Raw genomic sequence first — 25,673 nt, forward strand, 5'->3', positions numbered from 1 at the left:
CCTATGAGAAGACGCTATCATTTACGCAAAATCTATACCCTCTTGGTCCAGGGTTTTACCGCTACCGCCCTGCGCGATGTCTGCCTGCATATCCCTGAATTTCGGCCGGTACATCACCAACTTCCCCCCCAGGCCAGTAAAGACGAGATCATTCACCAGCTTTTTGAACACGCCCGCCAAACCGGCCAGTTCGATCTGCTGCTGGCCTGGGCGCAAAAACAAAACCCGGCCAAGTATGAAGCGCTTCAACCCTATTATGATGACCCCCAACCGGCCAGCCAACATCTGGGCCAATATCGTTTGATTGAGCGGCTGGGGCGAGGCGGTATGGCCGATGTCCACAAAGCCTACCAGACCGGCCTGAATCGTTACGTAGCTATTAAGGCCGTGCATAGCCACCTGACCGACCTGGCCGGTTTCATCGAACGTTTCCAGCAAGAAGCCACCGCCGTAGCCAGTCTGCGCCATCCCAACATTGTGCAAGTACACGACTTTTTTGCGGCAGACGATACCTACTACATGGTGATGGAATTCATCGAAGGTCCCACCCTGGAGGCCGAATTGCGCCAGCGTAAAGCCCAGGGCCAACGCTTCAGTCTGAATGAAATCGCCCGCATCTTTAACGCCCTGGCCAGCGCCATTGACTACGCCCACAGCCGGGGCATGATCCACCGCGATTTGAAACCGGCCAACATCATGTTTACCGCCGACGACCAAGTGGTGCTGACCGATTTTGGCATCGCCCGCATTATGGGCGCCACCCGCTACACCATCACCGGCGCCGTTGTCGGTACGCCGGTCTATATGTCGCCGGAGCAGGCGCAGGGCCAGCAGGTTGACGAACGCAGCGACATCTACTCCCTAGGCGCCATTCTCTACGAGCTGGCCACCGGCCACGTGCTTTTTGAAGGAGATACTCCCTTTGCCGTTGTGCTCAAGCACGTCACAGAAACCCCACCCTACCCCAGCGAACTTAATCCCGACCTGCCCAAGGTCGTAGAGAACGTTATTCTCAAAGCCTTGAACAAAAATCCGGCCGACCGTTTCCAGAGCGCCGGAGAAATGGCCGAAGCGCTTGATGCCGCCGTAACCCTGGCCAAAGGTCAGGCTGAAAAACCCGACACCGCTCCCCTTTCGCCGACAGTGGTCGAGGCCCACGCCCGGGCAAGCACCGGCACCTTTCCCGCCCGAAAAACAAAACGGGTATCCATTTTTATCAGCTACAAGCGCAATGTTGACCCCGATGAAGCCATCGCCAGCCAAATTCTTCAAGCGTTCAACCAAAAGCACAACGTATTCATTGACCAGACCATGCTGGTCGGCGAACGGTGGGCCGAACGCATTGAAGCCGAACTCCGCCAGGCCGATTTTCTCATTGCCATCCTCTCAGCCCAATCTATTCACAGCGAGATGATTGAGGCCGAAATTGCCAAAGCCAATCACCTGGCCCAACAGCATGGCGGCCGACCGATCATCCTGCCGGTGCGCCTGGCCTACCGCAAACCATTTCAATACCCTCTCAGCGCCTACCTGGACCCCCTCAATTGGGCCTTCTGGCAGGGACCGGAAGACACCCCCCGGCTGATCGAGGAACTCTCGCGAGCTATCTCCGGCGGTCAATTACCTATTGGTGATCAGGCCAAGTCGGCCCTGCTTGAGATTACCCCCCCTTCAACCCTGGCCACGCCGCCGCCGTCCGCCCAACCAATCCGTCTGGAAATGCCTGAAGGCACTATAGACCCTCAATCCAAACTTTACATAGAACGTCTTGGCGACCGCATCGCCCTGGAGGCCATCGAACGGCAGGGCGTGACCATCACCATCAAAGCTCCCCGTCAAATGGGCAAAAGTTCCCTGCTGATGCGCATCATTGAGGCTGCGGCCAACAAAGGCAAGCAAGTCGCCTTTCTGGATTTTCAATTGTTCGACCAATCGGCCCTGGTTAACGCCGATACCTTTTTTCGCCAATTCTGCGTCTGGTTAAGCGACGAGTTGGAGGTTGAAGACCGGGTGGCCGATTTTTGGCAGCAGCCCTTGGGCAATAGCCAGCGTTGTACTCGCTACATGGGTCGTCATCTCCTCAAAGCCATTGACGATCCGGTGTTGCTGGCTATGGACGAAGTAGACAGCGTCTTCGATACCGATTTTCGTTCCGATTTCTTTGGCATGCTGCGCAGTTGGCACAACAGCCGCCGGGCTGGCTCAATCTGGCAACGGCTCAACCTGGCCCTGGTCACTTCCACCGAGCCTTACCAACTTATCGAAAATCTCAACCAGTCCCCCTTCAACGTGGGCGAAATCATCGAACTCCCCGACTTCACCCCAGAACAGGTGGCCGACCTCAACCGGCGGCACGGCGCTCCCCTGGGGCCAGCCGAAGAAGAACAACTGATGGCCCTGTTGGGCGGGCATCCCTACCTGGTGCGCCGGGCGCTCTATATGGTGGCCAACAAACGCCTCACCATAGACGAACTCTTCAGCCGCGCCACCGACGACAACGGCCCCTTTGGCGACCACCTGCGCCATCACTCCTTCCGCCTGCACGGCCAGCCGGAATTGGTCGAGGGGCTGCGCCAGGTTATCCACCATAACACCTGCCCCGACGAGCGCGTTTTCTTCCGCCTGCGCGGCGCAGGGTTGGTGCGTCGTCCGGCGGGAGGCGGCGCAGTGCTGCCGCGCTGCCAACTGTACGCCAACTACTTTCGGGAGCGACTCGAATGATAGGCAACGCAGTTAACCAGGCTGACCCGGCAACCGGATCGGCTATGCCGGCCGTTGGGCAGAATATTTACACCGTCGGCGGCACGGTGCAGGCGGGCAGCGGCCTGTACATTCCCCGGCAGGCTGACGAGGATTTGTTGAACCTTTGTCGGGCTGGGGAGTTTGCCTACGTCCTCAGTTCGCGCCAGATGGGCAAATCCAGCCTCATGGTTCGCGCCGCCGAACAGTTGGCAGCCGAGGGTATCACCTCCATCATTATTGACCTCAACCAACTGGGCGTGCAGCTCACCGCCGAGGCCTGGTACCTGGGTCTGTTGACCACCATCGAAGACACCCTCATGCTGAACACCGACGTGGTTAGTTGGTGGCAAGAACACGCTCACCTGGGCGTCGCCCAGCGACTGACCCTATTTTTCCGGGAAGTGCTGCTGGCCGAGATTACCGGGCCGATAGTCGTTCTGATTGACGAGATTGACAGCACCCTCAGCCTGGATTTCACCGATGACTTTTTTGCCGCCATCCGTTTTCTCTACAACGCCCGCGCCCGGATACCCGAATTTCACCGGCTCTCTTTTGTCCTCATTGGCGTAGCCACCCCCAGCGATCTGATTGACGACCCCAAACGCACCCCCTTCAACATCGGCCAACAGGTTGATATTACCGATTTCACCTTCAAAGAAGCCCGCCCTTTTGCCGAGGGATTCGGGCTGCCCCGTGGCCTGGCCCTGCAAGTTCTGAGTTGGGCCTTCAAGTGGACCAACGGCCATCCCTTTTTAACCCAACGTCTCTGCCAGGTCATCGCCACCCAGCGCCGCCGCGACTGGACTGAAGCCGAAGTAGATCAGATTGTGGCCAAAACATTTTTAGGCGAAATGAGCGAGCAGGATCACAATCTACAATTTGTGCGCGATATGCTGACCAAACGCGCCCCCGACCTGGCCGGGGTGTTGAGCGCGTACCGGGCTATCCGGCAGGGTCTGTATCCCGTACCCGACGAAGAACAGTCGCCTATTATGTCTCACCTGAAACTATCCGGCATTGTGCGCCGCACGCCAGGGACAAATACCTTACAGGTGCGCAATCGTATTTACGCAACCGTATTTAACGTGGAGTGGGTGGAAGAAATTGAGCAGCGCCAGCAAGTGGCCGACCCACGCGAACTGGCCCGTTTACGCGCCCTGGCCGAAGAACAGCAGCGACGCGCCGAGGCTGAACGAGAACGCGCCGAAGCCGAACGTCAACGAGCCGAAGAACAGCAACGACGCGCCGCCACAGAACGCCAGCGAGCCGAGGAACAAACCCGCTCCGCCGCCCAACTACGCCGTCGCGCGCTGTGGTTGGGTGGGGCTTGGCTTCTAACCGCCTTCGCCGTGGTTCTGGCCGTTGGCTTTGGTATCCAGGCCCAAAACAAAAACCAAACAGCCCAAACCGCTGAAGCCAACGCTCACAACCGGGCCACCCTGGCCGCGTATGCCCGGCACACCGCCGAGACTGGGGCCACTCAGGAATCAATGGCCCGGGGCCAGGCCGTAGCCGCCCAGTCCACCGCCCAGGCCCAGGCCACCCAGGCCGCGTATGCCCGTGGCACCGCCGAAGCCGGGGCAGTTCAGGAAGCCCTGGCCCGTGGAGAGGCCGTAGCCGCGCAAAACACAGCCCAGATTCAAGCTACCTTAGAAGCCCAAGCCCGAAATACGGCTGAAGCCGGAGCCATTCAAGAAGGCCTTGCCCGGCAAGATGCTGTGGCTGCACAGAGCACGGCCGAGTTCCAGGCCACTCAGGAAGCCATCGCCCGGGCTACGGCCCAGGCCGAGTCGACCCGTTCGCTCAATGCCGAAGCCACCGCCCAGGCCCAGGCCACCCAGGCTGCTTACGCTCGCAGCACCGCCGAACATGAAGCCGAGCGAGCCAAAGATGCCGAGGATGCGGCCGAACGAGAACAAGCCACTGCCGAAGCCGGGGCAACCCGGGCCATTCAGGCCGAACAAACCGCCGAGGCCAACCGGTCCACGGCCCAGGCCCAGGCCACCCAGGAAGCCGTGGCTCGCAGCACCGCCGAGGCCGGAGCTACCCAGGAAGCCATCGCCCGCGCCACCGCCGAAGCCGCGGAAGCCACCGCCGAAGCCGAGCGCGAACGGGCCGACCAGATTGCTCGCCAGTCAACCTCGCGGCAATTGGCGCTACAATCGCTCAACCTGCAAGAGAATCAGTACGACCTGGCCCTATTGTTGAGTCTGGAAGCCAACCGCATCGCCGACACCGTGGAGGCCAGGAGCAGTTTGCTGCAAGGTTTAGAGTCAAACCCGGAACTCATCACCATCCTGCGCAAGCACACCAATGGCGTGCAAAGTGTCGCGTTTAGCCCCAATGGTCACATCCTGGCCTCCGGCAGCGACGACCGCACCATCATCCTGTGGGATGTGTCAGATCGCAATGCCCCCCAACCCCTCGGCCCTTCGCTCACCGGTCACACCGACAAGGTACGCAGTATCGCCTTCAGCCCAGACGGCCGCACCCTGGCCTCCGGCAGCGATGACCACACCATCATTTTGTGGGACGTATCCGACCCCCACAATCCACAGCAATTGAGCGAGCCGCTCATGAGTCACACCGATCAAATTTGGAATATTGCTTTTAATGCTACGGGAAACATTTTGGCTTCAGGCAGCCTGGATGGCGCGGTGATTTTATGGGACGTGTCCGCCCCTAACAATCCACAACAAATAGGTGAACCGCTGCAAGGACACTACCGCTCGGTGTACAGCCTGGCCTTCAGCCCGGATGGTCAGATGCTGGCTTCGGGCGGTTTTGAGCGCACCATCATCCTGTGGGATGTATCCGATCCGGCCAATCCTCAATCACGCCCGCCCTTGACCGGACACACCTATCCGGTTCTCAGCCTGGCCTTCAGCCCGGATGAAACCACGCTGGCCTCGGGTAGCTGCCGCCAACCCGACCCACAAGACCCGGAGCGTTGTTTGCAGGGCGAACTTTATCTGTGGGATGCAGCCACCGGGGAACGACGGGGGCGAGATTTAGTTGACCATACCGACTGGGTATGGGGCCTGGCCTTCAGCCCGGATACATCAGAGGGCCATCTCCTGGCCTCAGCCAGCTTCGACGGCTCGGTCATTTTGTGGGATGTCGGCAATCCAAATAATCCCCAACTGTTGGGCAGTCCTTTTCAGGGCCACCTCGGCCAGGTGTGGAGCGTGGCCTTTAGCCCAGATGGAAAGACCCTGGCCTCGAGCGGGATAGACACCAACATCATCCTGTGGGATCTGGCCAACCGGCGGGAGGATATGCGGCAACGATTGGGGCAAGTTTTGCAGGGTCACACCAATCGGGTGTTTAGCGTGGCCTTCAGCCCGGACGGAAAGACCCTGGCCTCGGCAGGGCTGGATAAAACCATTATTTTGTGGGACATGGACAATGAATCATCACCGGGGCAACAGATTGGCCAGCCGCTAGCCGGTCACACTGAATCTGTAAACAGCGTGGCTTTCAGCCCCAACGGGCAAACTTTAGCCTCAGGCAGTTTTGACCGCACCATTATTTTGTGGGATGTGTCAGACCGCCTCCATCCCCAACCGTTGGGCCACCCCCTGACCGGACCTAACGGCAGTGTGTTGAGCGTTGTTTTTAACCCCCCTGGCACAATCTTGGCCTCGGCCAGTGATGACGGAACAATCATATTGTGGCACGTATCGGACCCCAACCAGCCTGATGTGCTGGGTGATCCGCTGAGTGCGGAGACAGGTTTTGTGAACAGCGTCGTTTTCAGTTCCGGTGGTCAAACTCTGGCTGCCGGGGGTCAGAGCAGCACTATTATATTGTGGAACATGTCGGACCCCAATAATCCTCACCCATTGGGCCAACCACTGACCGGCCACACAACCCCCATCAGGAGTCTGGCTTTTAGCGCCGATGGCAAACTTCTGGCTTCCGGCAGTGAGGATCGCACCATCATGGTGTGGAATATGTCAGACTACAACCATCCCCAACCCCTGGGCGCCCCACTCAAAACGCACAGCAATTTTGTCAACAGCGTAGCCTTTAGCCCAGATGGTCAAACTCTGGCTTCGGGCAGTTTTGACCGCACCATCATTCTGTGGGATGCGGAAACCCGGCGACGGCTGGGCGAGCCGCTGACCGGCCACATTGATTTTGTCAATAGCATTGCTTTTAACCCCGCGGGAAATTTATTGGCTTCGGGCAGTTGGGATCATACCGTGATCTTGTGGGACGTCAATCTGACTTCGTGGCAGGAGCGGGCCTGCCGCATTGCCAATCGCAACCTGACCCAACAGGAAATTGACCTGTTCATCCCAGTTACCTACCACACCCACATCCCAACCTGCCCCGGCCTGCCTTTCCCTGCCCCAGCAGTGGCTTCAGAGCCTCTCCTCACCCTGCCAATACCAACCACCTCAACGCCAACGCCAACTGCTACGGCCACACCCATCTTCTCTCTCACCCCAACGCCAACCGCCACCTTAATATTGACTACTCCCACGTTTGATCTTGAGTAAAACCGATGCGCTTGATTTGAATTATCCCAGTTTCCGCAACGTTTCAAATTGCTTCCGCTGCTCGGCGGTGAGTTTGGTCGGCAGGCGGACATCGAGCCTGGCATACAGGTCGCCATGCTGGTCTTTCTTGTTCAATTTGGGCATGCCTCTCCCCCGCAAGCGGAACGTCTGTCCATTCTGCGAGCCGGCCGGAATTTTTAAGTTGACTTCGCCGGATAAGGTTGGCACGCGCGTCTCGCCGCCCAAAACAGCGGTATATAGGTCTACCGGAACAGTCGTGTGGAGTTCATCTCCCTTGCGCTCAAAACGAGGATCGGGAGCTACTTTGACCCGTAAATATAGGTCTCCCGTCTGGCCCCCACTACGACTACCGCCACCTTCGCCGCGCATGCGCACCCGGGTGCCGGTTTTGGCTCCGGCCGGAATTTTCACCTGCAAACGACGGCCATCCTTGGTCAATAAGCGGGTAGTGCCATGATAGGCTTCGGCCAATGTGATTTCAACTTCCTGCTCCAAATCCTGGCCGCGCCGTGGCTGGGGACGATAATCAAAACCACTCCCGCGTGGATCGCTGCCCATCCCGCCAAAAATGGAAGTAAAAAAATCTGAAAAGGGATTGCCGCCGCCAAACAGGTCTTCTAAATCCTGCATATTAGCATAACGCACATTCACTCGCTGGCCGGCCGGCCCCGTAGCCCACTGCCCCCAATTGAAGTCCTGGGAATTTCCACCAGCCTGCTGCCAACGATGCCAGTCTGCCCCCAACTGGTCATACTTGGCTCGTTTTTCCGGGTCGCCCAACACCTCATAGGCCTCATTGATTTCTTTAAAACGCGCTTCAGCCTGCGGGTCATCCGGGTTCATATCTGGGTGATGTTTGCGGGCTAACTTGCGGAAAGCAGATTTTATATCTTTTTCACTGGCGTTCTTATTCACACCTAAAATCTGGTAATAATCTTTATATTCCATAGGCAGTCTCCCATTTGGATTGTATCACACAAATAATAGAATTCTGTTAGAGAGATTCCCAAGCATCAAACAAAAAAGGGGTGAAATAGACCCTTTCATTTCACCCCAAACAGGCATGCAAAAATTCACTTTATCAAAACAGAAGTAAAAAAGGGTAAGCGTGACATGGATCATCCTTTCACGCCTCTTAATGCTAAGCTGCCGTCAGTTCAGGTTTTACGATCGCTTCATTTTCAGTTGATTCCGGTAACTGATTTAATTCAAATTGCTCTTCACAATTCAAACATTGGGCCCAATTCCGATTCTTCTGCACTAACATCCCCTGGCAATTGGGACACGGCGTGGGCAGCGGACGTTTCCAACTACTCCATTCGCATTCAGGGTAATTGGCGCAGCCATAAAAAACGCGACCCTTTTTGGTACGACGTTCAACCAACTCACCGCCATCATTGGGGCAAGTTATACCCAACTTGACCAGATGCGGCCTGGCATTGCGGCACTCCGGGAAGTTTGAACAAGCCTCAAACTTGCCATAGCGGCCAAATTTCAGCACCATTGGATGGCCGCACTTTTCGCAAAGTTCGCCGGTGGGCTGGTCGGCAATGTCCACTTCGGGCATATTTTCCTCGGCGTGGGCCACATCTTTGGCAAAGGGGCCGTAAAATTCGCTCAAGACAGGTGTCCAGGCCAATTCGCCCCGGGCAATTCGGTCCAGGTCATCCTCCATCTGCGAGGTAAACTGCACATTGATAATATCGGGAAAATATTCCACCAGCAAATCGTTGACAATCTCGCCCAATTCGGTTGGGTAAAGCCGTTTCTCAAAATTCTCCACATATCCCCGCTGCTGAATGGTTGAAATAATGGGGGCGTAGGTGCTGGGCCGGCCAATCCCATACTCTTCCAGTGCTTTGACCAGGCTGGCCTCGGTATAACGGGGCGGGGGCAGGGTAAAGTGTTGTTCCGGGATGAGTTGGAGCAAATCAAGGGCCTCACCCTCCGCCAGCTCAGGCAGCACCACCCCTTCACTGGCATCAGGGGCCTCGTCCTCATCACGGGTTTCCTCGTACACCGTTAAAAAGCCCCGGAAACGCAGCCTTGAGCCGCTGGCCCGCAGGCGATAGGGCCATGGACCATCCGCCACCGGCTCAGGCCCGGCCGCCACTGCCACCGATATAGTATCATAAATGGCATGGGCCATCTGGCTGGCGACAAAACGTTGCCAGATAAGCGTATAAAGCCGGGCCTGGTCCCGGCTGAGGTAGGCTTTTACTTTATCCGGCTCGCGCCAAACACTGGTTGGCCGAATAGCCTCGTGCGCTTCCTGTGCGCTCTTGCTCTTGGTTTTATAAACCGGCGGTTCAGGGGGCAACATATCTTGACCGTACCGCTCGCCTATAAAATCCCGCGCCTCGTTTTGGGCCTGTTGAGAAACATTGGCGCTGTCGGTTCTCATATACGTAATCAGGCCAACAGTGCCTTCGCTGTCCAGCTCGATGCCCTCGTAAAGCTGCTGGGCCAAACGCATGGTTTTGCGCGTACCAAAACCCAGTCGCCGGGAGGCTTCTTGTTGCAGGGTGCTGGTGGTAAAGGGTGCAGCGGGGCGGCGGCGGCGCTCGCCTCTTTTGACCTCTTCCACCACGTAGATTGACTTCTCTAGCTCGTCCACTATGGCCTGGGTTTGGGCTTGGCTCTTTAGTTCGATTTTTTCACCCTGGACACGGGTAAGTTTGGCCCGAAATTGCCTTTCGGCCAGGGTGGCTGTCGGGGCTTCTTTTTTCGTTTTGGCCAAATCTGCTTCAAGCGACCAGTACTCCTCCGGGTTGAAATCGGCAATTTCTTGCTCTCGCTCAACAATCAAACGCAGGGCCACACTTTGCACCCGGCCGGCGCTGGTGCGACTGCGTACTTTGCGCCACAATAGAGGGCTGATTTGATAGCCCACCAATCGGTCCAGAATGCGGCGGGCCTGCTGGGCGTCAACCCGCTTCATGTCAATCCCCCGGGGATGGGCAAACGCCTCGGCCACCGCCTCTTTGGTGATTTCGTGAAAAACAACGCGCCTGGCTCTTTCTTCCTCAATGTCAGCCGCTTCAATCAAATGCCAGGCAATAGCCTCACCCTCGCGGTCGGGGTCTGTGGCCAGGTATATTTCTTCGGCCGTGGCTGCGGCGTTTTTTAACTCCTTCACTACCGGTCGCTTTTCATTGGGCACGCGATACTTGGGCGTAAAACCGTTCTCCACATCAACCGATAACTGCGAACGCAACAAATCACGCACATGCCCTACCGAGGCTTTGACCGTATACCCCTTGCCCAAGAACTTGCCAATCGTACGGGCCTTGGCCGGCGATTCCACAATCACCAACTTCCCTTTGCGTTTTGGGGTTTTAGATGCCTTTTTTCTAGTTTTAAGCGTCGCCGGGTCGGGGGGCGTAACGTACTCGTGGGCCGGGGTACGACCCATTTTGAACATTTTAGTGCCGCAACCGCTGCATACACCCCTGGTCCCCGGTGTGCCGTTGGCAGTATACACTGCTTCGGGATCACTCATTTTCTGTTTTTCTTTGCACTTTACGCAGTAGGCAATTACTGGTTCTAAACTCATCTAAAAATATACTCCTACAAGCTATTTTGTTTAGAGCAAATCAGTCCGGCCATTCTTCTCTAGCCAGGTGACAATTTGCTTAATGTCCTGCACCCTATCCCTGGTGCAGACCAACAAGGCGTCGTCGCTATCAACAATGACCATATCTTCCAGGCCAATTGTGGCCACAAGCCGACCATTGCCTTGAATGAGGGTACTTTTGGTGTCAAAACCAATGTGTTCTGCTTTCAGAATCACATTGCCATTTTCATCGGCCTGGTTGATCTCGTGGATGGCATTCCAACTGCCCACATCATTCCAGCCAATGTCAACGGGGACGACAGCCACTTTTTCGGCGCGTTCCATAATGCCCACATCAATACTCTTTGGCTTTATTTTTTGCCAAACGGCGTCAATGGTTCCGCCACCGGCCAGGGCTTGCTCCATTTGGTCAAGCTGCCGGTAGAATTTGGGCATGTATTGGCCAAACGCTTCCAATAGGGTAGAGATTTGCCAAATAAAAATACCGCTGTTCCAATAATGCGCTCCACTGGCTATAAATTTTTCCGCCGTAATCAGATCGGGCTTTTCCAAGAATTGAGCCACCCGATAGACGAGATGATCATTATATTGCCCCAACTCCGCGCCGCGCTGCACATAACCATAACCCGTTTCCGGCCTGTTAGGGGTAATACCCAATGTAACCAAATACCCCTGCCGGGCCACTTCCGCCGCCGCCACAAGCGCCTGTCGAAATCCCTCTTCGTCCACAATAAAATGGTCCGCATGCAATGAAACCATAATGGCGTGGGGATCAAGGCGGCGCATCTGTACCGCCGCCAGGCCAATGCAAGGCGCAGTGTTTTTGCCACTAGGTTCCTCGATAATGTTTTGAGGAGGAATATCGGGTACCTGCTCTTTAATCAACGGGCCGTATTCCCGATTGGTGGCCACAAAAATATGTTCAAAGGAAACAATTGGCAAGATACGATTGACCGTGGCCTGCATCATCGTTTTATCACCGCCCAAGGCCAATAGTTGCTTGGGGGAGGACGCCCGGCTGCGAGGCCACAAGCGAGTACCTGCACCTCCTGCTAAAATAAGCGCAAACATTGTTTTATTCCTCCAGTCCTTTCTGGTTGCCACATCTATGTGGCTAATCTATAGCGTATTTCACACCGCTTTCGCGGGCAATCACATAGTTCATTCCCTCAACCTGCCGGACCAAACCCTTCAATTCAAGCATTGTCAAGGCGCTGGCCACTTCGGGGGCGGAGAGGCCGGCGGCCTGACCCAATTCGTCAACGTGAAGGGGGTCTGAGGAAAGTTGGGCTAACAAAACAGCTTCCACCTCATTATCCGGGATAATGGCTCGCGCTTCAGCGTGATGGGTAATCATCGTCAGATTCAATTCTTCCAGAATGTCATTCACCTGGGTCACCGGCTTGGCCCCATTTTGAATCAAATAATTGGGGCCGGAGCTGCTCTGGCGCAAAATTGTGCCGGGCACCGCAAAAACCTCACGACCCTGCTCCAGGGCATAATCGGCTGTAATACAGGCGCCACTTTGAATGGTGCCCTCCACAATCAGCACCCCCAGGCTCAAGCCGCTGATAATACGATTGCGTCGGGGGAAATTGCCACTCTCCGGATTGGTGCCCAAGGGATACTCTGAAACAATCGCCCCCTGCTGCATGATAACCTGGCCCAATTTCCGATTTTCAGTGGGATAGATAATGTCAACCCCGCACCCTAACACGGCAACCGTCCGCCCCCCGCACTGCACAGCCGTGCGGTGAGCCTCGGTATCAACGCCATAAGCCAAACCGCTGATTACAGTTACACCATTTTCAACCAGGCCGCTCACCAGCAGGCGCGTACACTCCCGGCCATACGCCGTAGCCCGGCGCGTGCCCACTACGGCCAGCGCCCATTCATCTTGCGGCATCAGTTGACCGCGCACGTACAACACCGGCGGGGGGTCGGCAATATTTTTCAAGAGGGGGGGATAATTTTGACTCTCCCAGGTGAGCACAGAAACGTTCAACCGTTCAAGTTTTTTTAATTCGGCATCAAGGTCAAGGCTGTTCCTGATCTGGTACAGGTTCTCAACAGAACGCTTATCCAGGCCAATGGCTCGCAATTCGCCAGGATTGGCTTGCCAGGCTTGTTCAATGTGGCCGTAATAATCCAATAAACCTCTTAAACGCGCCGGGCCAATGCCCGGCACTTTACTAAAACCAACCCAGTAACGTAAATCGTCTGTCACCGCTCCCTCTCCGTCTTTATCATCGGTAAACTCTGGCTAGCATACCACGACGACAAGGTAATTGTCAATAGAAAAACAAACCTGCATATTTTCTTGTTCCCAAACTGGGTTTGGGCCTAAACAAGTTTGGCAACAAGAAAACCCGCTTAATCAAAAGGAACGCCCGCAGGCGTCCCTTGATAAAACTATACTGAATGTGGCCCTGATGTCAAATCAGGCCCTCAATGACTTCTACCACCATTTGCCCTGTCTCCAAATCAATAGACTTGACCACGTCGGCAATGGCGGGCAATAATATTTCCTGGCCGTCGTGTTCAACTACATAAACATCATTAGCCCCGGTTTCTACAATATCCGTCACTATGCCTAAATGCTGACCGGCGATTGTAACTACGTCCAGGCCAATCAGTTGATAAAAATAGTAGGCATCCTCAGGCAACGGAACAGCTTGTTCAACCGGCACCTGCACAAACTGGCCTTTCAATTGTTCGGCCTGGGTTCTATCGGTGACACCGGCCAGGGTGAGCAAAACATTCTGCTTATGCCAACGGAAACTCTCCAAACGGTAAGCCGTGGCTTCAAATTGATCGCCCAGGTAAACCCACTCCGTTGTCTTGAATCGTTCAGGAAACTCAGTCAAAACAGCTATAGACACTTCACCCCGCAAGCCGTGCGCCCGAACCACTTTGCCGATAGCTAAATAGTGAAGTTCAGGTTGTGATAAACCTGAACTTCCGTTGGTGTTCCGATGAATTTCTTGAAACGGACCACCAGGCCCGGTCATACAATCTCCAGGGTAACGCGCTTCCCCTCTTTAACTGCGGCAACGCGCAAAAGCGTACGCATGGCATTAGCCACGCGCCCTTGTTTACCAATCACCCGCCCCATATCGTCAGGGGTAACGCTTAATTCAAAAATGGTGGCGCTAGAGCCTTCAATCTCGCGGACAATAACAGCATCTGGATCGTTGACGACAGCTTTGGCCATATACTCGACTAGTTCTTTCATTGATGAAGACATGATTTGGATACCTCCTTCTCTTGTGCGATTTGAGTTTGTGATTGAGGAATTAAGAACCAGACATAGAGGCTTGACAAAAATCTTCCCAACTGACGATAACGGGATGTCCTTTTTCGCGCCCCTTATCCAATAGGGCCTCGCCCAATGGGGTGCTGCACCCTAAACTTTAGGTTTCCTCCTCAGACGAGGCTTCCGCATCTTCCGTTACCTCTTCTGGTAACTCAGCATCTTCTCCTGTGTCTGGCGCTGCTGTTTCGGCTGATGGTATTTCCTCCTCTACTTCAGCTTGCTTTTTTTCTTTCTTCTTTTTGGGCGCCTTTTCAACCTCAGCCTTAACTTCTTCAACATGCTGCGTATGGGCAGCCTCGGCCTCGGCCAAAAGCGACTCCAGATCGGCGCCTTCTTTGAGGCGAGCAAACCGGTCCAGCGTACCCAAATTCTTCAACAGCCTCTCCACCGGGTCGGTCAGTTGCGCCCCTACCGATAGCCAATGCAAAACCCGGTCTTCCTGGATATTCAGCGTTATCGGCTCGGTTCTGGGGTTGTAGTGTCCCACTATCTCAATGAAACGGCCATCTCGCGGGGAGCGGGAGTCGGCCACAACAACCCGATAGCTTGGCTGCTTTTTGGCCCCAATACGTCGTAAGCGGATTTTAACCATAATGTTGTCCAGTTATTTCCTTCCTGAATATTGATTATATCATAATATATTAAATTTGCACACAAAAACTTATTTTGAAACCGGCGACTTTAACGAAAACCGCCCAACATATTCATTAAATTTTGCCGCGCCCGAGGGTTACGCAATTGTTGCATCACCTTTTGCATCTGGCGAAATTGGGTCAATAACTGATTGACCTCTTGCACCGTTGTGCCACTGCCCCTGGCGATCCGCTTTTTGCGGCTGCCGTTCAAAATTTTGGCGTTGCGCCGCTCCCGGATCGTCATCGAGTTGATAATGGCCTGGGTGTATTTTAGCCGATTTTCCAAATCCTCCTGAGGAATAGCCTTGGTCAATTCACCCATACCGGGAATCATATCCATTACCTTATTCAGCGGCCCCAGTTTTTTAACCTGCTGCAACTGCTCCAGAAAATCTTCCAGGGTAAAATTGCCTTCCAGAAGTTTTTTGGCCCCTCGCTCGGCTACATCTTCATCAATCACTTCCTCGGCTCGCTCAATGAGCGAAAGTACATCCCCCATGCCCAGGATGCGCGAGGCCAGCCGGTCGGGATGGAAAACTTCCAGGTCGTTAGGCTTTTCGCCGGTGCCCAGAAATTTTATGGGCACCCCGGTCACTTCACGAATGGAGATGGCTGCACCGCCGCGAGCGTCGCCGTCAATCTTGGTGAGAATGAGGCCGGTGAGCTGAACCTGCTGGTGGAAACCCTCGGCCACCCGCACCGCCTCCTGGCCGGTCATGGCATCGGCCACCAGCAGGATTTCCTGCGGCTGGGTTTTGGCCTTGATCTGGCTCAACTCCTGCATCAAGGCTTCGTCTATTTGCAACCGGCCGGCCGTATCCAGGATAACAATATTATGCGCGCCGGATTTAGCCGCTTTGATGGCATGGGCGCATATCTCCGGCGGCGGCACGGACGGGTCTTCGGCGTAAACGGGAATATCCAATTCCCGGCCCAGCACTTGCAACTGCTCAATTGCCGCCGGGCGGCGCGTGTCGGCGGCCACCATTAAGGGACTATGTTTTGATTTTCTAAGGTGCAAGGCCAACTTGGCTGCGTGGGTTGTTTTACCGGACCCCTGCAACCCCACCAACATGATCAGGTGGGGAGAGCCGCCGCCCAAATTCAGGGGGGCCGACTCGCCAAGCGTGGTCAACAGTTCTTCATGCACAATTTTAACAACCTGCTGGCCGGGGGTGATGGTTTTGGTAACTTCCGCCCCAATAGCTCGTTCTCGAACCCGGGCAACAAACGCCTTGACCACTTTGAAGTTGACATCGGCTTCCAACAAGGCCAGCCGAACCTCGCGCAGCGCCGCATCAACATCGGCTTCAGACAAACGACCGCGCCGGCTGAGTTGGTTGAAGACACCTTGCAGCCTATCTTGCAAGCTTTCAAACATGGACGTGTCCAAACAAAATTTACCCCTTCGTTTCAAAATTTAAACAAAAACGAAGGGATAAAATTCTCAGATTTTGAGCTGTAACAGCAAAATAACATTGTATCGCAGCAACAATAATTCGTCAAATTTCCAGCCAGATAGAAAATGGCTGAAAGTTCTCTTGCTTTGCACCGGGTTTTATGTCATAATTTATTTGCAATTACCTTTATTTGGTGGATTTCTCCTGTGTCTAATCACGAAACAGCCGAACCCCTCAGTGAGCGTGAACTCCAGGTATTGCAAATGGTGGCTACCGGGGCGAGCAATCAGCAAATTGCTCGCAAACTGGTTATCAGCATCAATACGGTTAAAGTTCACCTGCGTAACATTTTTGAAAAATTAGAGGTGCAATCTCGCACCGAGGCCACTCTGCGAGCTATCCAGGAAGGGTGGATTACCGTTTCCGACGATGCGGACACATCCACAGCCGGGGTGTCTGCGGCTAAAACTTTCCTGCGGGCCGACCGGCAGCCGGCATTGGCGCGATGGCAATATGTTTATTTGTTGGGCGCGTTCTTATTGGCGCTGGCTACCGCTATTATGCCCTGGCAGGTCAAATATACGGCCGGCGCCACCCAACCTTATTTGCCGGTTATTGAAGTCAACGAAAATAAGTTTTTCCCACCCCAACACACGCCTACCCCCACCGTACCCAATATCAACAACACCAATCACTGGACATTTCAAGCGTCAATGTCCACCCACCGAGCCGGGCCGGGAGGAGTAGCCTTTGACGAAAAAATTTATGCCATTGGCGGCATTAAAAATAACGACCAGGCCACATATCTGGTAGAAATTTACAATCCCGACACCAACACTTGGTTAGAAGGAGCGCCCAAACCAACGGGCGTGGCCAATATCAACGGGGTGGCGTTAAATGAAAAAATCTACATCCCCGGCGGCTGTACCGGCGAAGGTCAAACTGTAACCGATGTGTTAGAAATTTATATCCCCAAAACCGACGAGTGGACGCAAGGACAAACCTTGCCCGAAGGTCGTTGCGGATATGGTTTGGCTGGTTTAGATAACAAGCTCTATCTATTTGGAGGCTGGAATGGGCAGGCTTTTGTAGATACAATTTTTGTTTATTCTGCTGCAACCAATGAATGGACGGTTCTTGACAGCCCCATGCCGCAGGCCAAAGGGTTTGTTGGCGCTACCGTGTTGGATGGAAAAATTTATGTTGTCGGCGGATACGATGGGCAAACTGAATTTAACCAGACTTATATTTTTGAACCTGGAACGGGAAATTGGCTAGAAAGATCGCCGTTGAATGAAAAGCGAGGTGGCCTGAGTTTGGTCAGCGCAGCCAATCAGTTGTATGCTATTGGCGGCGGCTGGCAGCAGCCGGTCACCACCAGCGAAAAGTACGATCCCTCCACCGACACCTGGACCACGTTTGAAGCCCCCTTTGACCACCAATGGCGCAATGCCGGTCTGGCGGTCATTGATACCCAAATATATGCCTTTGGCGGCTGGAACGGCAGCAAAGGGCAATCTATGGACTCGGTAGTTTCTTATCAGGTTCTATTCCAGTTGTTCTTACCCATTTCGGTTGGCCAGTAGGGAGGTAGAGGATAAACGAAAAATGAAACCTTTACACCTCGGCTCCTCTATCTTTGCCTGGGAGAGCCAAACTTATGTGATGGGCATCATTAATGTTACGCCGGATAGTTTTTCGGGCGATGGACTGTTGAGCGGCAAGCAATGGGTCAAACGGGCCGTAGAGCAGGGTATCAAATTTGCCCAGGAAGGGGCACACTTGCTGGATGTGGGGGGCGAGAGTACCCGTCCGGGGGCCGAAGCGGTTGACGCCGAAGAGGAAATGAAGCGGGTTTTGCCCGTCATTAAAGCACTGGCGACTGAAGTAGGCATACCTATTTCTATTGACACCTACAAAGCAGAGGTAGCCGCGGCGGCGCTGGAAGCAGGCGCGGTGATGGTCAACGATGTGTGGGGCCTGCAAATGGACCCGGAGATGGCCAACCTGTGCGCCCAACAAAACGCGCCGGTGGTAATTATGCACAACCGCAGCCATCCGCGGAATGCGGTTCAGGAGGACCGCCTGGGCGGGCGCTACCTGGGCACCGATTATGACAACTTGTTAGCAGATGTAACTAACGAATTGCAACAAAGCATAAACTTGGCCCGGCAGGCCGGTATTCCCCCCGCCCACATCATCATTGATCCCGGCATTGGTTTTGGCAAAACCGTGCAACAAAACCTAACGCTGCTCAACCGTTTGGATGTGTTCAAATCGTTAGGGTATCCCCTCCTGCTTGGCCCGTCGAACAAATCCTTTATCGGTTACACCCTGGATTTGCCCCCCCACGAGCGCGTAGAAGGAACCGCCGCCGCCGTAACCATTGGCATTGAACGGGGCGCGGACATTATCCGGGTGCACCAGGTGAAAGAAATGAGCCGCGTGGCCCGCATGACAGATGCCATTGTGCGCCGGAATACAAAAAACCAATAACTGCTGGCGGGGCTTGTTGCGTAAAGTTCATCTCTACCGTATCATAAGCCATCCCAAAATAGGATGGTGTTATGCACTTTTGTCACGCTTCTAAAATCTGGCAAGAATTTCCCCAATTAGTGCCGGGGCTGTTGGTTGTTGACAAAATTCAGCCTCAAGTTGAAGTCGAAAATCGGCTGCAACCCTTTTATCAACACGCCCGCGAAAGATTAAACAACAACCCGGAATCACAATTGGCTGAAATCTCTGCCTGGCGCCGGGCCTACACCCAAATGGGCCTAAAACCCACCCAATACCGCTCGGCTGCCGAAGCCCTACTGCGCCGCTTTCGACGCGAGGACGACTTACCCCGCCTCCATCCCCTGGTTGACCTGTGCAATGCCGTCTCCCTGGCCTTTTCCCTGCCGGTGGCGGTATTCAACCTGGCCGCTGTAGACGATTACCTGGAAGTGCGTCACGCCACAGGTGTTGAACAATACCTGGCCTTTAGCGGGGAAATAGAAATTCCGCCCGCGGGCGAAGTGATCTTTGCCGATGCCTCAAACCACGTGCACGCCCGGCGCTGGACGTTCCGGCAGAGCCGCCGCTCGGTGATTAGCCCGGAGACAACTCGCGCCCTCATTGTGAGCGAGGGTTTGCACCAAACGGCTCCTGCCGACGTGCCGGCCTTGATTGACGCGCTGGCCAGGGAAATTACGGCTTTATGGTCGGCCCCCAAATATCGAGCCATTCTCACGGCTCACTCGCCCCGGTTGGAATTCGAGATTGCCTGAATTTTAAGGCCGTCGTTTGCAGATACCCCAAATTTTAGGGCTTGTCAATTTGGGATGGTTATCCTATACTTTTTTAAATGGAGGTATGCTATTATGGGGGTGTATAGTTGTGCTGTGCAAAACACCTGAAGGTTGAGCCACGTTTGTTCTCAACCAAAGCGCCTTGAACATTAACAAAGAACCCAGCTGGCTATACTTTGCGTGCTTCCATTTGGAATAGGGTACCTGTTCTCTAAATCAAACCCGGCTCTTGACATCAGTGAATCAACCATTAATTTGAATCTGTAATTTAGCATCCATAAAATTCAGCGTATGAGCACGCCGCCAACCATCTTAAATGTTGAAGATATTCCGGAAAATAGAAACCTGATCAGGCGAATTCTGGAAAGCGCAGGTTACCAGGTAGTAGACGCCGCAAATGCGCTGGAAGGGATTGACAAAGCCAGCCAACTCTGCCCCGATCTGATCTTGATGGACATCAACCTCCCCGATCTCGATGGTTTTACCGCTGTTACCCGCATTCGCAGTTTTGCCCACCTCAAAAAAGTACCCATTATCGCCCTCACGGCCCGCAGTGTTGGCGATGACCGGGAGCGAGCTAAAGCCATTGGCTGTGATAGCTATCTCAGTAAACCCGTTGATTTTGACGAATTAATCACCGAAGTTGACCGTTATCTCACCACGGGCCATCAAGAAGAAGCGATTACCCCCCGAGAATACTATCTGCAAGAACAAAGCGTAGCCCTTATTGAAGAGCTGGAGCGCAAATTCACCGAGCTTCAAACTGCCTATGAACGGCTGAAACATCTGGAAGAGGCCAAAAGCAATTTTATCTCCGTAGTCTCCCACGAGTTACGCACCCCCTTGACCGTTATTCACAGTTACACCCAAATGTTGGAAATGCTGCCCTTTATTCAAGCCGACGAGGGCGCTAAAGACCTCCTGGCCGGGATAGCCAAAGGATCAACGCGCTTGCAAGAAATTATTAACGATATGGTCAGCGTGGTCCGGGTTGAGTTGTCCAGGGCAAATTTTGAGGTCGCTCCTGTTTCTATCCGCAGTATCATCAAAACAATTGTGGAAGAACAACTGCCCACAACCGCCGAACGCAAAATAACTCTGGGCACAGAGGTGGCCAACGATTTGCCAATGGTCAACGGCGATTTTAAACAACTCCACTCAGCCATCACCCGGATTGTGGGTAACGCTATCAAATACACGCCCGATGGCGGCTGGGTAACTATTAGCGCCAAATCGCTCCAAAAGACAAACGGCCCGGACAATCAATCTTTTGTTGAAGTAATTGTGGCCGATAGTGGGGTGGGCATTGCGCTTGATAAACAAAAACTGATCTTTGACAAATTCAGCACGGCAGAAAACGTGTCTCAGCACAGCACCGGTAAAACCAAGTTTATGGGCGGCGGGGCCGGTTTGGGATTGACCATTGCCAAGGGCATTATCGAATCCCATCAAGGCCGTATCTGGGTAGAAAGTGAAGGTTACGACTCGGAAAAACTGCCCGGCAGCAAATTTTATATTCTGCTGCCGGCGCTATAAACCAGGCAATTTCCACCAAAAATCCCGACACGGATCGGGATTTTTTGATTCTTGGACGAGCGATGGTTCATTCAGTATCGCCACGCTTATTCAGGTTATTGAGCGGTTCCACCCCGCGGTCAAAAAAATTATTTTTATCTTGATTTCCTGAGATATTTCATTAGGATTATAATACGCTTATTCGGCAAGCACCAAGCATCATAATCCAAAAATTGGCGGTTCTTCAATAATGAAATTATTAAAAACGTGGTGGAACAGATTTCTTTGGTTGATCGTATTTACCGTTTTATTAACTGCCTGTGGACAAACCACCCCGGCCTCACTCCACTCTGGCGCAGTGTATCGAGAGGCTACTGTAGCTTTACCCACCAGCGCTCCTACCCCCAAAAATACTCCCCTCAATACCCGCGTATTGCCCCTTGATAGCCTGACCCCTGCGCCTACCCCTACCATCACGCCTATCCCCGACGAAATAGAGGCAATGGTGACCAACGTGATAGATGGGCGCACCATTACCGTAGTTATGCAAGGAGACCCGCTCAGCCAGGCTTACCCGGTTCGTTATCTTGGGATTGACCCACCCCCTCTTGATACCCCGTGGGGCGACATTGCCTTTGAAACAAACCGGAAAATGACCTACCTGAAAGTGGTCCGGCTGGTGCGAGATACTTCTGATTTTGACGACGAGGGATATTTATTACGCTATGTTTACGTGGATGATGAATTACTGAGCATCATTTTGACCGAGCAAGGCCTGGCTCGGGCCGACCTCAGACCGCCAAACATCCGCTTTGAAGCGGAGATTTTAGAAGCCCAGGCGCGCGCTAAAAATGGAAAACTGGGACTATGGGGAGGAACGCCTACCCCTACCCTATCTCCCAGCCCTGTTCAGGAAGGAACCACCGAGCCAACCGCAGCCAATCCTTCCCCAACAATGGCTGCCACCTCAGAGCCGGCCACGCCCCAAACGCCATCCCCGGAAGCTGAACCTGATGAGGTCTCTGCTACTGATACCCCTTCCCCGCAGGCAGCCACCCCGGTAACTCCTGATAATACCTCAACAGACAATTGATCGCCCCTGATTTCTGCGGAGGTACTTCACTTTTTCTCACGAGGCGTCAATACTTCTAATCGTTTAATTTGATGCTCCATATCTTGGGCCATCAAGCGCATGGCTTCCGAGAGATTATGCAATTCATGGGCTAACCGCCGCATTTCCTGCTGATATTTGCCCATTTGTGTTTTTTGAGCCAACGCAGCCTCTTCTAATGCGCCGGCCCGGCTCTCGGTTTCTACCAAGGCCTCTTTGGTTTGGGCCAACACCCCATTCAAACGGGCATAATCTTCTTCCCATGTTGCCGCCCGTTGCGCAATTTCCGCCACCTCAACTTTGCCAATAGAATTTGCCAACTGTTGGCCCATCTGCTCAAGTTGTCGCTCCCGCTTGGCCAACATGGCCTGAACCCGAGCCAATTCCTGCTCCAACTGGGACACTTTGGCCGTGTCCGGCGCAGCCGCAGGCGGCTGCGGCAAAGTTTTAAATGCTCGCTCCAAAGCCTCGTGCATTTCCTCAATGGTGAAAGGTTTGATGAGATAATCCTTTGCTCCCAATCTGAGAGCCTGTTTGGCCGTTTCTTCCGTGCCATGAAACGTCATCACAATGGTGGGGATAGTGATCCCCTTTTCAAGCAATTGCGCCAATACTTCCAGCCCACCCAGTTTAGGCAATTTTAAATCGGTGATAATCAGGTCTGGTTTTTCAGCTTCAGCCCTCTCCAGGCCGGCCTGGCCATCCCTGGCGGTAACCACCTCAAATCCCATCGGCCTCAGAATATTATTGGCAATAAAAACAATATTTTCCCGCCTATCTTCAATGATCAGCACTTTTTTGGGCATAGATCGCCGGTTCCCCTTTTTTTAGATGAGGTATTCAGGCTCATTATAGCACAAAACAGTAAACTCGGTAGCAGTAAATTACGCCTATTTAAAAAATAGTATCACCCTTATTAGCATCGTAAATGATTTTCGTGATACGGGCAAATTCTTCTTCGCGTTTGCCCACTTGCTTTCTGGCGGCGGGCGGCTTATACTTGTGTTGATTGGCCGGTTAAAGCTGATTGGCGTTTGGGATGATCGGTTATGTTGAATCGATCCAGGCGATAGGGGTTTAAACTCATTTATTAATCACCCATTGGAGGGACAACATGAAATACAATTGGAAAACCTGGGGCCGGATAGCCTTGGGCGTGGTATTATGGACTCTGCTTGTGTTTGGATTGACCAGTGCCGGGCTGGTCAATTCGGCCAAGGCCGCCGATTTTCGCGGCGGAGACTATGTGGTCATTTCTGCTGACGAAGTTATTGACGACGACCTGTTTGTCTCAGGACAACGGGTTGAAGTGGAAGGCACGGTCAAAGGCGATTTATTTGCTGCCGCAAATGAAGTGGTTGTCAACGGCACGGTAGACGGCAGCTTGTTCATTGGAGGGCAGACGCTCCAACTGAATGGCCAGGTTAAGGGCAGCGTATATGGTAGCGGATATGCCATGGCCATTGGTCGTGGCGCAGAAATTGGGCGCAATATGTACTTTTTTGGTTTTAGCCTGGAAACCGAAAAGGACAGCGCCATAGGTCGTAGCCTGTATACCAACGGTTATCAGGTTATTCTCAACGGCGAGGTGGCGAATGACGTTCAGGCCAATAGCGCTGCGTTGGAATTGAACGGCGTTGTTGGCGGCAACGTGGACGGGCAGGTCAGCAGTGCCGACCCCAATTGGGCGCCGCCGCCTTTTATGCCTAATTTCCCTGGCGCGGTGCCAATGGTTGCGCCCGGCTTACGACAGGGCGAAAATGCCCAAATTGGTGGCGAGGTACAGGTGTCCATGTTGGATACCGAAGTAGAAGTTGATCTTGGGCAATCTTTTGCCAACTGGTTCTGGGGAGTGCTACGCGCCCGCCTGGGCGAATTCATTACCCTGCTCATTGTGGGCGGGCTGCTTCTGTGGCTCTGGCCCACCATTGTGCAACGCGCCAGCGCAGAAGCCGGGCAAAAGATTCTGCCCCACGCAGGCCGGGGTTGTTTAATCACGTTGATTTTCCCCATTGCGTTGGCTGCGGCCATGATCGTTCTTATTCTCATTGCCCTGCTGGCCGGTCTCATCACCTTTGGCCAACTTGGCGACGATATCCTCAGCATCGGGGGGGTATCGCTTGGCCTGCTGGCAATGGTATTCTCATTTATCTTGTTTACTATAACCAAAGTTGTGGTGGCTTATCTGGGGGGGTGGGTAATTTTGACTCGCCTGGCCAAACAAATGGAGCCTGGCTGGTGGCTAAATTTTGCCTCGCTGGCGTTGGGGGCTTTGATCTATGAAATTTTGCGCGTAATCCCTATTTTGGGCTGGCTCTTTGCGCTGATAGTTATTCTGGTTGGGCTGGGCGCAATTTACGTGGTACTCAGGCAGATGGTACAACCGGCATCGCCGCCTGATGAGCCGCCACCACCGCCAACGGAACCAGATCTGGGGCCAACTCCCGAAGCCGTAGCCTGAGCCGGTAAGCTTCCCTATCGCCAACCAACCATTCAATGGTCGTAGCCCCGGTAGCGTTTGTCTATTGGGGCTACTCAACCCTATTTCCCGGTTAAGCGTTCCGGTTTGAGAGAAGGAGGATCGGCATGCCGCCACCATCAATTGACCAACAAGTCATTTTTCTTTACACCCCCAACCTGGCCCAAACAGATCATTTTTACCAAAAAATTTTGGGGCTGCCTCTGGTACTCGACCAGGGCAATTGCCGGATTTACCGGGTCAGCCGGGATGGCTTTGTGGGATTCTGCCAGCACCTCACCGCGCCGGAAAAACTCGAGGGTATAATTTTTACCCTGGTCACTACCGAAATGGACGAATGGCACCGGTATCTCCGGGAAAAAGGGGTTGAATTTGAAAAGCCTCCCACCCTTAATCCCAAGTTCAATATTTACCACGCTTTTTTGCGCGACCCCAACGGTTATCTCATTGAAATCCAGCAATTTTTTGACCCGGCGTGGCCTGCGCCGGAAATAAAGTAACGCAAAAACCTTCGATGTTGCGTGATGAACATTACTCATACGCCAGCACTTCGCGCACGGTCATGCGTGAGGCGTTCCAGGCGGGCAGGAAACTGGCAATGACCGACAGCACAATCACCACCGCTAACCACATCAACGTCCCAAAAAGCGAAAAGGTATAAGTGAGTTCGGTGCCCAGCAACTGTTGGCCAATAAGGTTGCTGAGAAGTTTGCTGATTGGCAAGGCCACAACAATGGCTACCAACCAACTCAAGATACCAATCAGAATACCCTCTACGATAATGATCTGCAAAATCGCCCCGTTGCTTGCCCCCACAGCCCGCATCACGCCCATTTCACGAGTCCGTTCCAACACATTGATGCTCATTGTGCCCATAAGGCCCAACCCGCCCACCACGGCCAGCAAGATGGCCATCACCAGCATTAAGGCAAAAAATATCCCAAATAGAATTTGGATGCCGGCAACATCTTCGTCTACCGTTATCCCCGCGCTTACCCGAACCCCCTCTTCCTCCAGTTGCGATTCCAATCTCGTTAGCACTGTTTTTCGATATTCGGGCGTATGCTGATCGGTTTTAA

The 25,673-nt window shown here is 53.7% G+C and carries 19 protein-coding genes; 9 read left to right on the forward strand and 10 right to left on the reverse strand.

Annotated features, from left to right (window positions below; translation table 11 throughout):
• Positions 1–3 precede the first annotated feature (3 nt).
• The gene (locus JW953_18040) at positions 4–2,721 is read left to right on the forward strand and encodes an AAA-like domain-containing protein (GenBank protein MBN1994605.1); all 2,718 of its coding nucleotides are present in this window, start codon (positions 4–6) and stop codon (positions 2,719–2,721) included.
• Entirely contained in the window at positions 2,718–7,250 is a 4,533-nt protein-coding gene (locus JW953_18045) for an AAA-like domain-containing protein (GenBank protein ID MBN1994606.1), read from the forward strand. The genes JW953_18040 and JW953_18045 overlap by 4 nt, the downstream gene beginning before the upstream one ends.
• A 21-nt stretch (positions 7,251–7,271) precedes the next feature.
• On the opposite strand, the gene JW953_18050 is transcribed toward JW953_18045, so the two are convergent.
• The 8 genes from JW953_18050 to ffh form a co-directional block, all read right to left on the reverse strand.
• Complete coding sequence (locus JW953_18050) at positions 7,272–8,219, reverse strand: DnaJ domain-containing protein (GenBank protein ID MBN1994607.1); 948 nt, start codon at positions 8,217–8,219, stop codon at positions 7,272–7,274.
• Positions 8,220–8,412: 193 nt separating this feature from the next.
• Complete coding sequence (gene topA, locus JW953_18055; GenBank protein ID MBN1994608.1) at positions 8,413–10,827, reverse strand: type I DNA topoisomerase; 2,415 nt, start codon at positions 10,825–10,827, stop codon at positions 8,413–8,415.
• Positions 10,828–10,857: 30 nt separating this feature from the next.
• Positions 10,858–11,919: a mannose-1-phosphate guanylyltransferase gene (locus tag JW953_18060; protein ID MBN1994609.1), complete on the reverse strand. Its 1,062-nt coding sequence runs from the start codon at positions 11,917–11,919 to the stop codon at positions 10,858–10,860.
• Positions 11,920–11,962: 43 nt separating this feature from the next.
• Positions 11,963–13,075, reverse strand: a complete 1,113-nt coding sequence (gene dprA / locus JW953_18065) for a DNA-processing protein DprA (GenBank protein ID MBN1994610.1) — start codon at positions 13,073–13,075, stop codon at positions 11,963–11,965.
• Between the two features lie 208 nt (positions 13,076–13,283).
• Positions 13,284–13,859 carry a 16S rRNA processing protein RimM gene (gene rimM / locus JW953_18070; protein ID MBN1994611.1) on the reverse strand — a complete coding sequence of 192 codons (576 nt, stop codon included), beginning with the start codon at positions 13,857–13,859 and terminating at the stop codon, positions 13,284–13,286.
• Positions 13,856–14,083 (reverse strand): KH domain-containing protein, encoded by a 228-nt coding sequence (locus JW953_18075; protein ID MBN1994612.1) that lies wholly within the window; start codon positions 14,081–14,083, stop codon positions 13,856–13,858. The genes rimM and JW953_18075 overlap by 4 nt, the downstream gene beginning before the upstream one ends.
• 178 nt (positions 14,084–14,261) lie before the next feature.
• Positions 14,262–14,759: a 30S ribosomal protein S16 gene (gene rpsP / locus JW953_18080; protein ID MBN1994613.1), complete on the reverse strand. Its 498-nt coding sequence runs from the start codon at positions 14,757–14,759 to the stop codon at positions 14,262–14,264.
• Between the two features lie 86 nt (positions 14,760–14,845).
• On the reverse strand, positions 14,846–16,180 hold the full coding sequence (gene ffh / locus JW953_18085) for a signal recognition particle protein (GenBank protein MBN1994614.1): 1,335 nt from the start codon (positions 16,178–16,180) through the stop codon (positions 14,846–14,848).
• 144 nt (positions 16,181–16,324) lie between these two features.
• On the opposite strand from ffh, the gene JW953_18090 reads away from it, so the two are divergent.
• From JW953_18090 to JW953_18110, 5 genes are all read left to right on the forward strand, one after another.
• Positions 16,325–17,785 carry a hypothetical protein gene (locus JW953_18090; GenBank protein MBN1994615.1) on the forward strand — a complete coding sequence of 487 codons (1,461 nt, stop codon included), beginning with the start codon at positions 16,325–16,327 and terminating at the stop codon, positions 17,783–17,785.
• A gap of 22 nt (positions 17,786–17,807) precedes the next feature.
• Positions 17,808–18,695 carry a dihydropteroate synthase gene (gene folP / locus JW953_18095; GenBank protein MBN1994616.1) on the forward strand — a complete coding sequence of 296 codons (888 nt, stop codon included), beginning with the start codon at positions 17,808–17,810 and terminating at the stop codon, positions 18,693–18,695.
• A 71-nt stretch (positions 18,696–18,766) separates the two neighbouring features.
• Complete coding sequence (locus tag JW953_18100) at positions 18,767–19,468, forward strand: hypothetical protein (protein MBN1994617.1); 702 nt, start codon at positions 18,767–18,769, stop codon at positions 19,466–19,468.
• Positions 19,469–19,780: 312 nt separating this feature from the next.
• Positions 19,781–21,025, forward strand: coding sequence for a hybrid sensor histidine kinase/response regulator (locus JW953_18105; GenBank protein ID MBN1994618.1), 1,245 nt, complete (start codon positions 19,781–19,783; stop codon positions 21,023–21,025).
• Positions 21,026–21,254: 229 nt separating this feature from the next.
• Positions 21,255–22,097 (forward strand): thermonuclease family protein, encoded by an 843-nt coding sequence (locus JW953_18110; GenBank protein ID MBN1994619.1) that lies wholly within the window; start codon positions 21,255–21,257, stop codon positions 22,095–22,097.
• Between the two features lie 26 nt (positions 22,098–22,123).
• Here JW953_18110 and JW953_18115 read toward each other — a convergent pair whose 3' ends face one another.
• Positions 22,124–22,921: a response regulator gene (locus tag JW953_18115; protein MBN1994620.1), complete on the reverse strand. Its 798-nt coding sequence runs from the start codon at positions 22,919–22,921 to the stop codon at positions 22,124–22,126.
• A 308-nt stretch (positions 22,922–23,229) separates the two neighbouring features.
• Between JW953_18115 and JW953_18120 the strand changes: the two genes are divergently transcribed.
• Positions 23,230–24,576, forward strand: coding sequence for a hypothetical protein (locus JW953_18120; GenBank protein ID MBN1994621.1), 1,347 nt, complete (start codon positions 23,230–23,232; stop codon positions 24,574–24,576).
• 125 nt (positions 24,577–24,701) lie between these two features.
• Positions 24,702–25,094: a VOC family protein gene (locus JW953_18125; GenBank protein ID MBN1994622.1), complete on the forward strand. Its 393-nt coding sequence runs from the start codon at positions 24,702–24,704 to the stop codon at positions 25,092–25,094.
• Between the two features lie 31 nt (positions 25,095–25,125).
• Here JW953_18125 and JW953_18130 read toward each other — a convergent pair.
• A partial coding sequence (locus JW953_18130; GenBank protein ID MBN1994623.1) for an FtsX-like permease family protein occupies positions 25,126–25,673 on the reverse strand: 548 nt, incomplete at its 5' end.

The sequence above is a fragment of the Anaerolineae bacterium genome (assembly GCA_016931895.1).
Classification (GTDB): Bacteria; Chloroflexota; Anaerolineae; order 4572-78; family J111; genus JAFGNV01.

Excerpts from the sequence above, each read along its gene's own strand:
- JW953_18040 (MBN1994605.1), top strand. The coding sequence starts at position 4 with ATGAGAAGACGCTATCATTTACGCAAAATCTATACCCTCTTGGTCCAG.
- JW953_18045 (MBN1994606.1), top strand. The coding sequence starts at position 2,718 with ATGATAGGCAACGCAGTTAACCAGGCTGACCCGGCAACCGGATCGGCT.
- JW953_18050 (MBN1994607.1), bottom strand. The coding sequence starts at position 8,219 with ATGGAATATAAAGATTATTACCAGATTTTAGGTGTGAATAAGAACGCC.
- topA (MBN1994608.1), bottom strand. The coding sequence starts at position 10,827 with ATGAGTTTAGAACCAGTAATTGCCTACTGCGTAAAGTGCAAAGAAAAA.
- JW953_18060 (MBN1994609.1), bottom strand. The coding sequence starts at position 11,919 with ATGTTTGCGCTTATTTTAGCAGGAGGTGCAGGTACTCGCTTGTGGCCT.
- rimM (MBN1994611.1), bottom strand. The coding sequence starts at position 13,859 with ATGACCGGGCCTGGTGGTCCGTTTCAAGAAATTCATCGGAACACCAAC.
- JW953_18075 (MBN1994612.1), bottom strand. The coding sequence starts at position 14,083 with ATGAAAGAACTAGTCGAGTATATGGCCAAAGCTGTCGTCAACGATCCA.
- ffh (MBN1994614.1), bottom strand. The coding sequence starts at position 16,180 with ATGTTTGAAAGCTTGCAAGATAGGCTGCAAGGTGTCTTCAACCAACTC.
- JW953_18090 (MBN1994615.1), top strand. The coding sequence starts at position 16,325 with ATGGCTGAAAGTTCTCTTGCTTTGCACCGGGTTTTATGTCATAATTTA.
- folP (MBN1994616.1), top strand. The coding sequence starts at position 17,808 with ATGAAACCTTTACACCTCGGCTCCTCTATCTTTGCCTGGGAGAGCCAA.
- JW953_18100 (MBN1994617.1), top strand. The coding sequence starts at position 18,767 with ATGCACTTTTGTCACGCTTCTAAAATCTGGCAAGAATTTCCCCAATTA.
- JW953_18105 (MBN1994618.1), top strand. The coding sequence starts at position 19,781 with ATGAGCACGCCGCCAACCATCTTAAATGTTGAAGATATTCCGGAAAAT.
- JW953_18110 (MBN1994619.1), top strand. The coding sequence starts at position 21,255 with ATGAAATTATTAAAAACGTGGTGGAACAGATTTCTTTGGTTGATCGTA.
- JW953_18115 (MBN1994620.1), bottom strand. The coding sequence starts at position 22,921 with ATGCCCAAAAAAGTGCTGATCATTGAAGATAGGCGGGAAAATATTGTT.
- JW953_18120 (MBN1994621.1), top strand. The coding sequence starts at position 23,230 with ATGAAATACAATTGGAAAACCTGGGGCCGGATAGCCTTGGGCGTGGTA.
- JW953_18125 (MBN1994622.1), top strand. The coding sequence starts at position 24,702 with ATGCCGCCACCATCAATTGACCAACAAGTCATTTTTCTTTACACCCCC.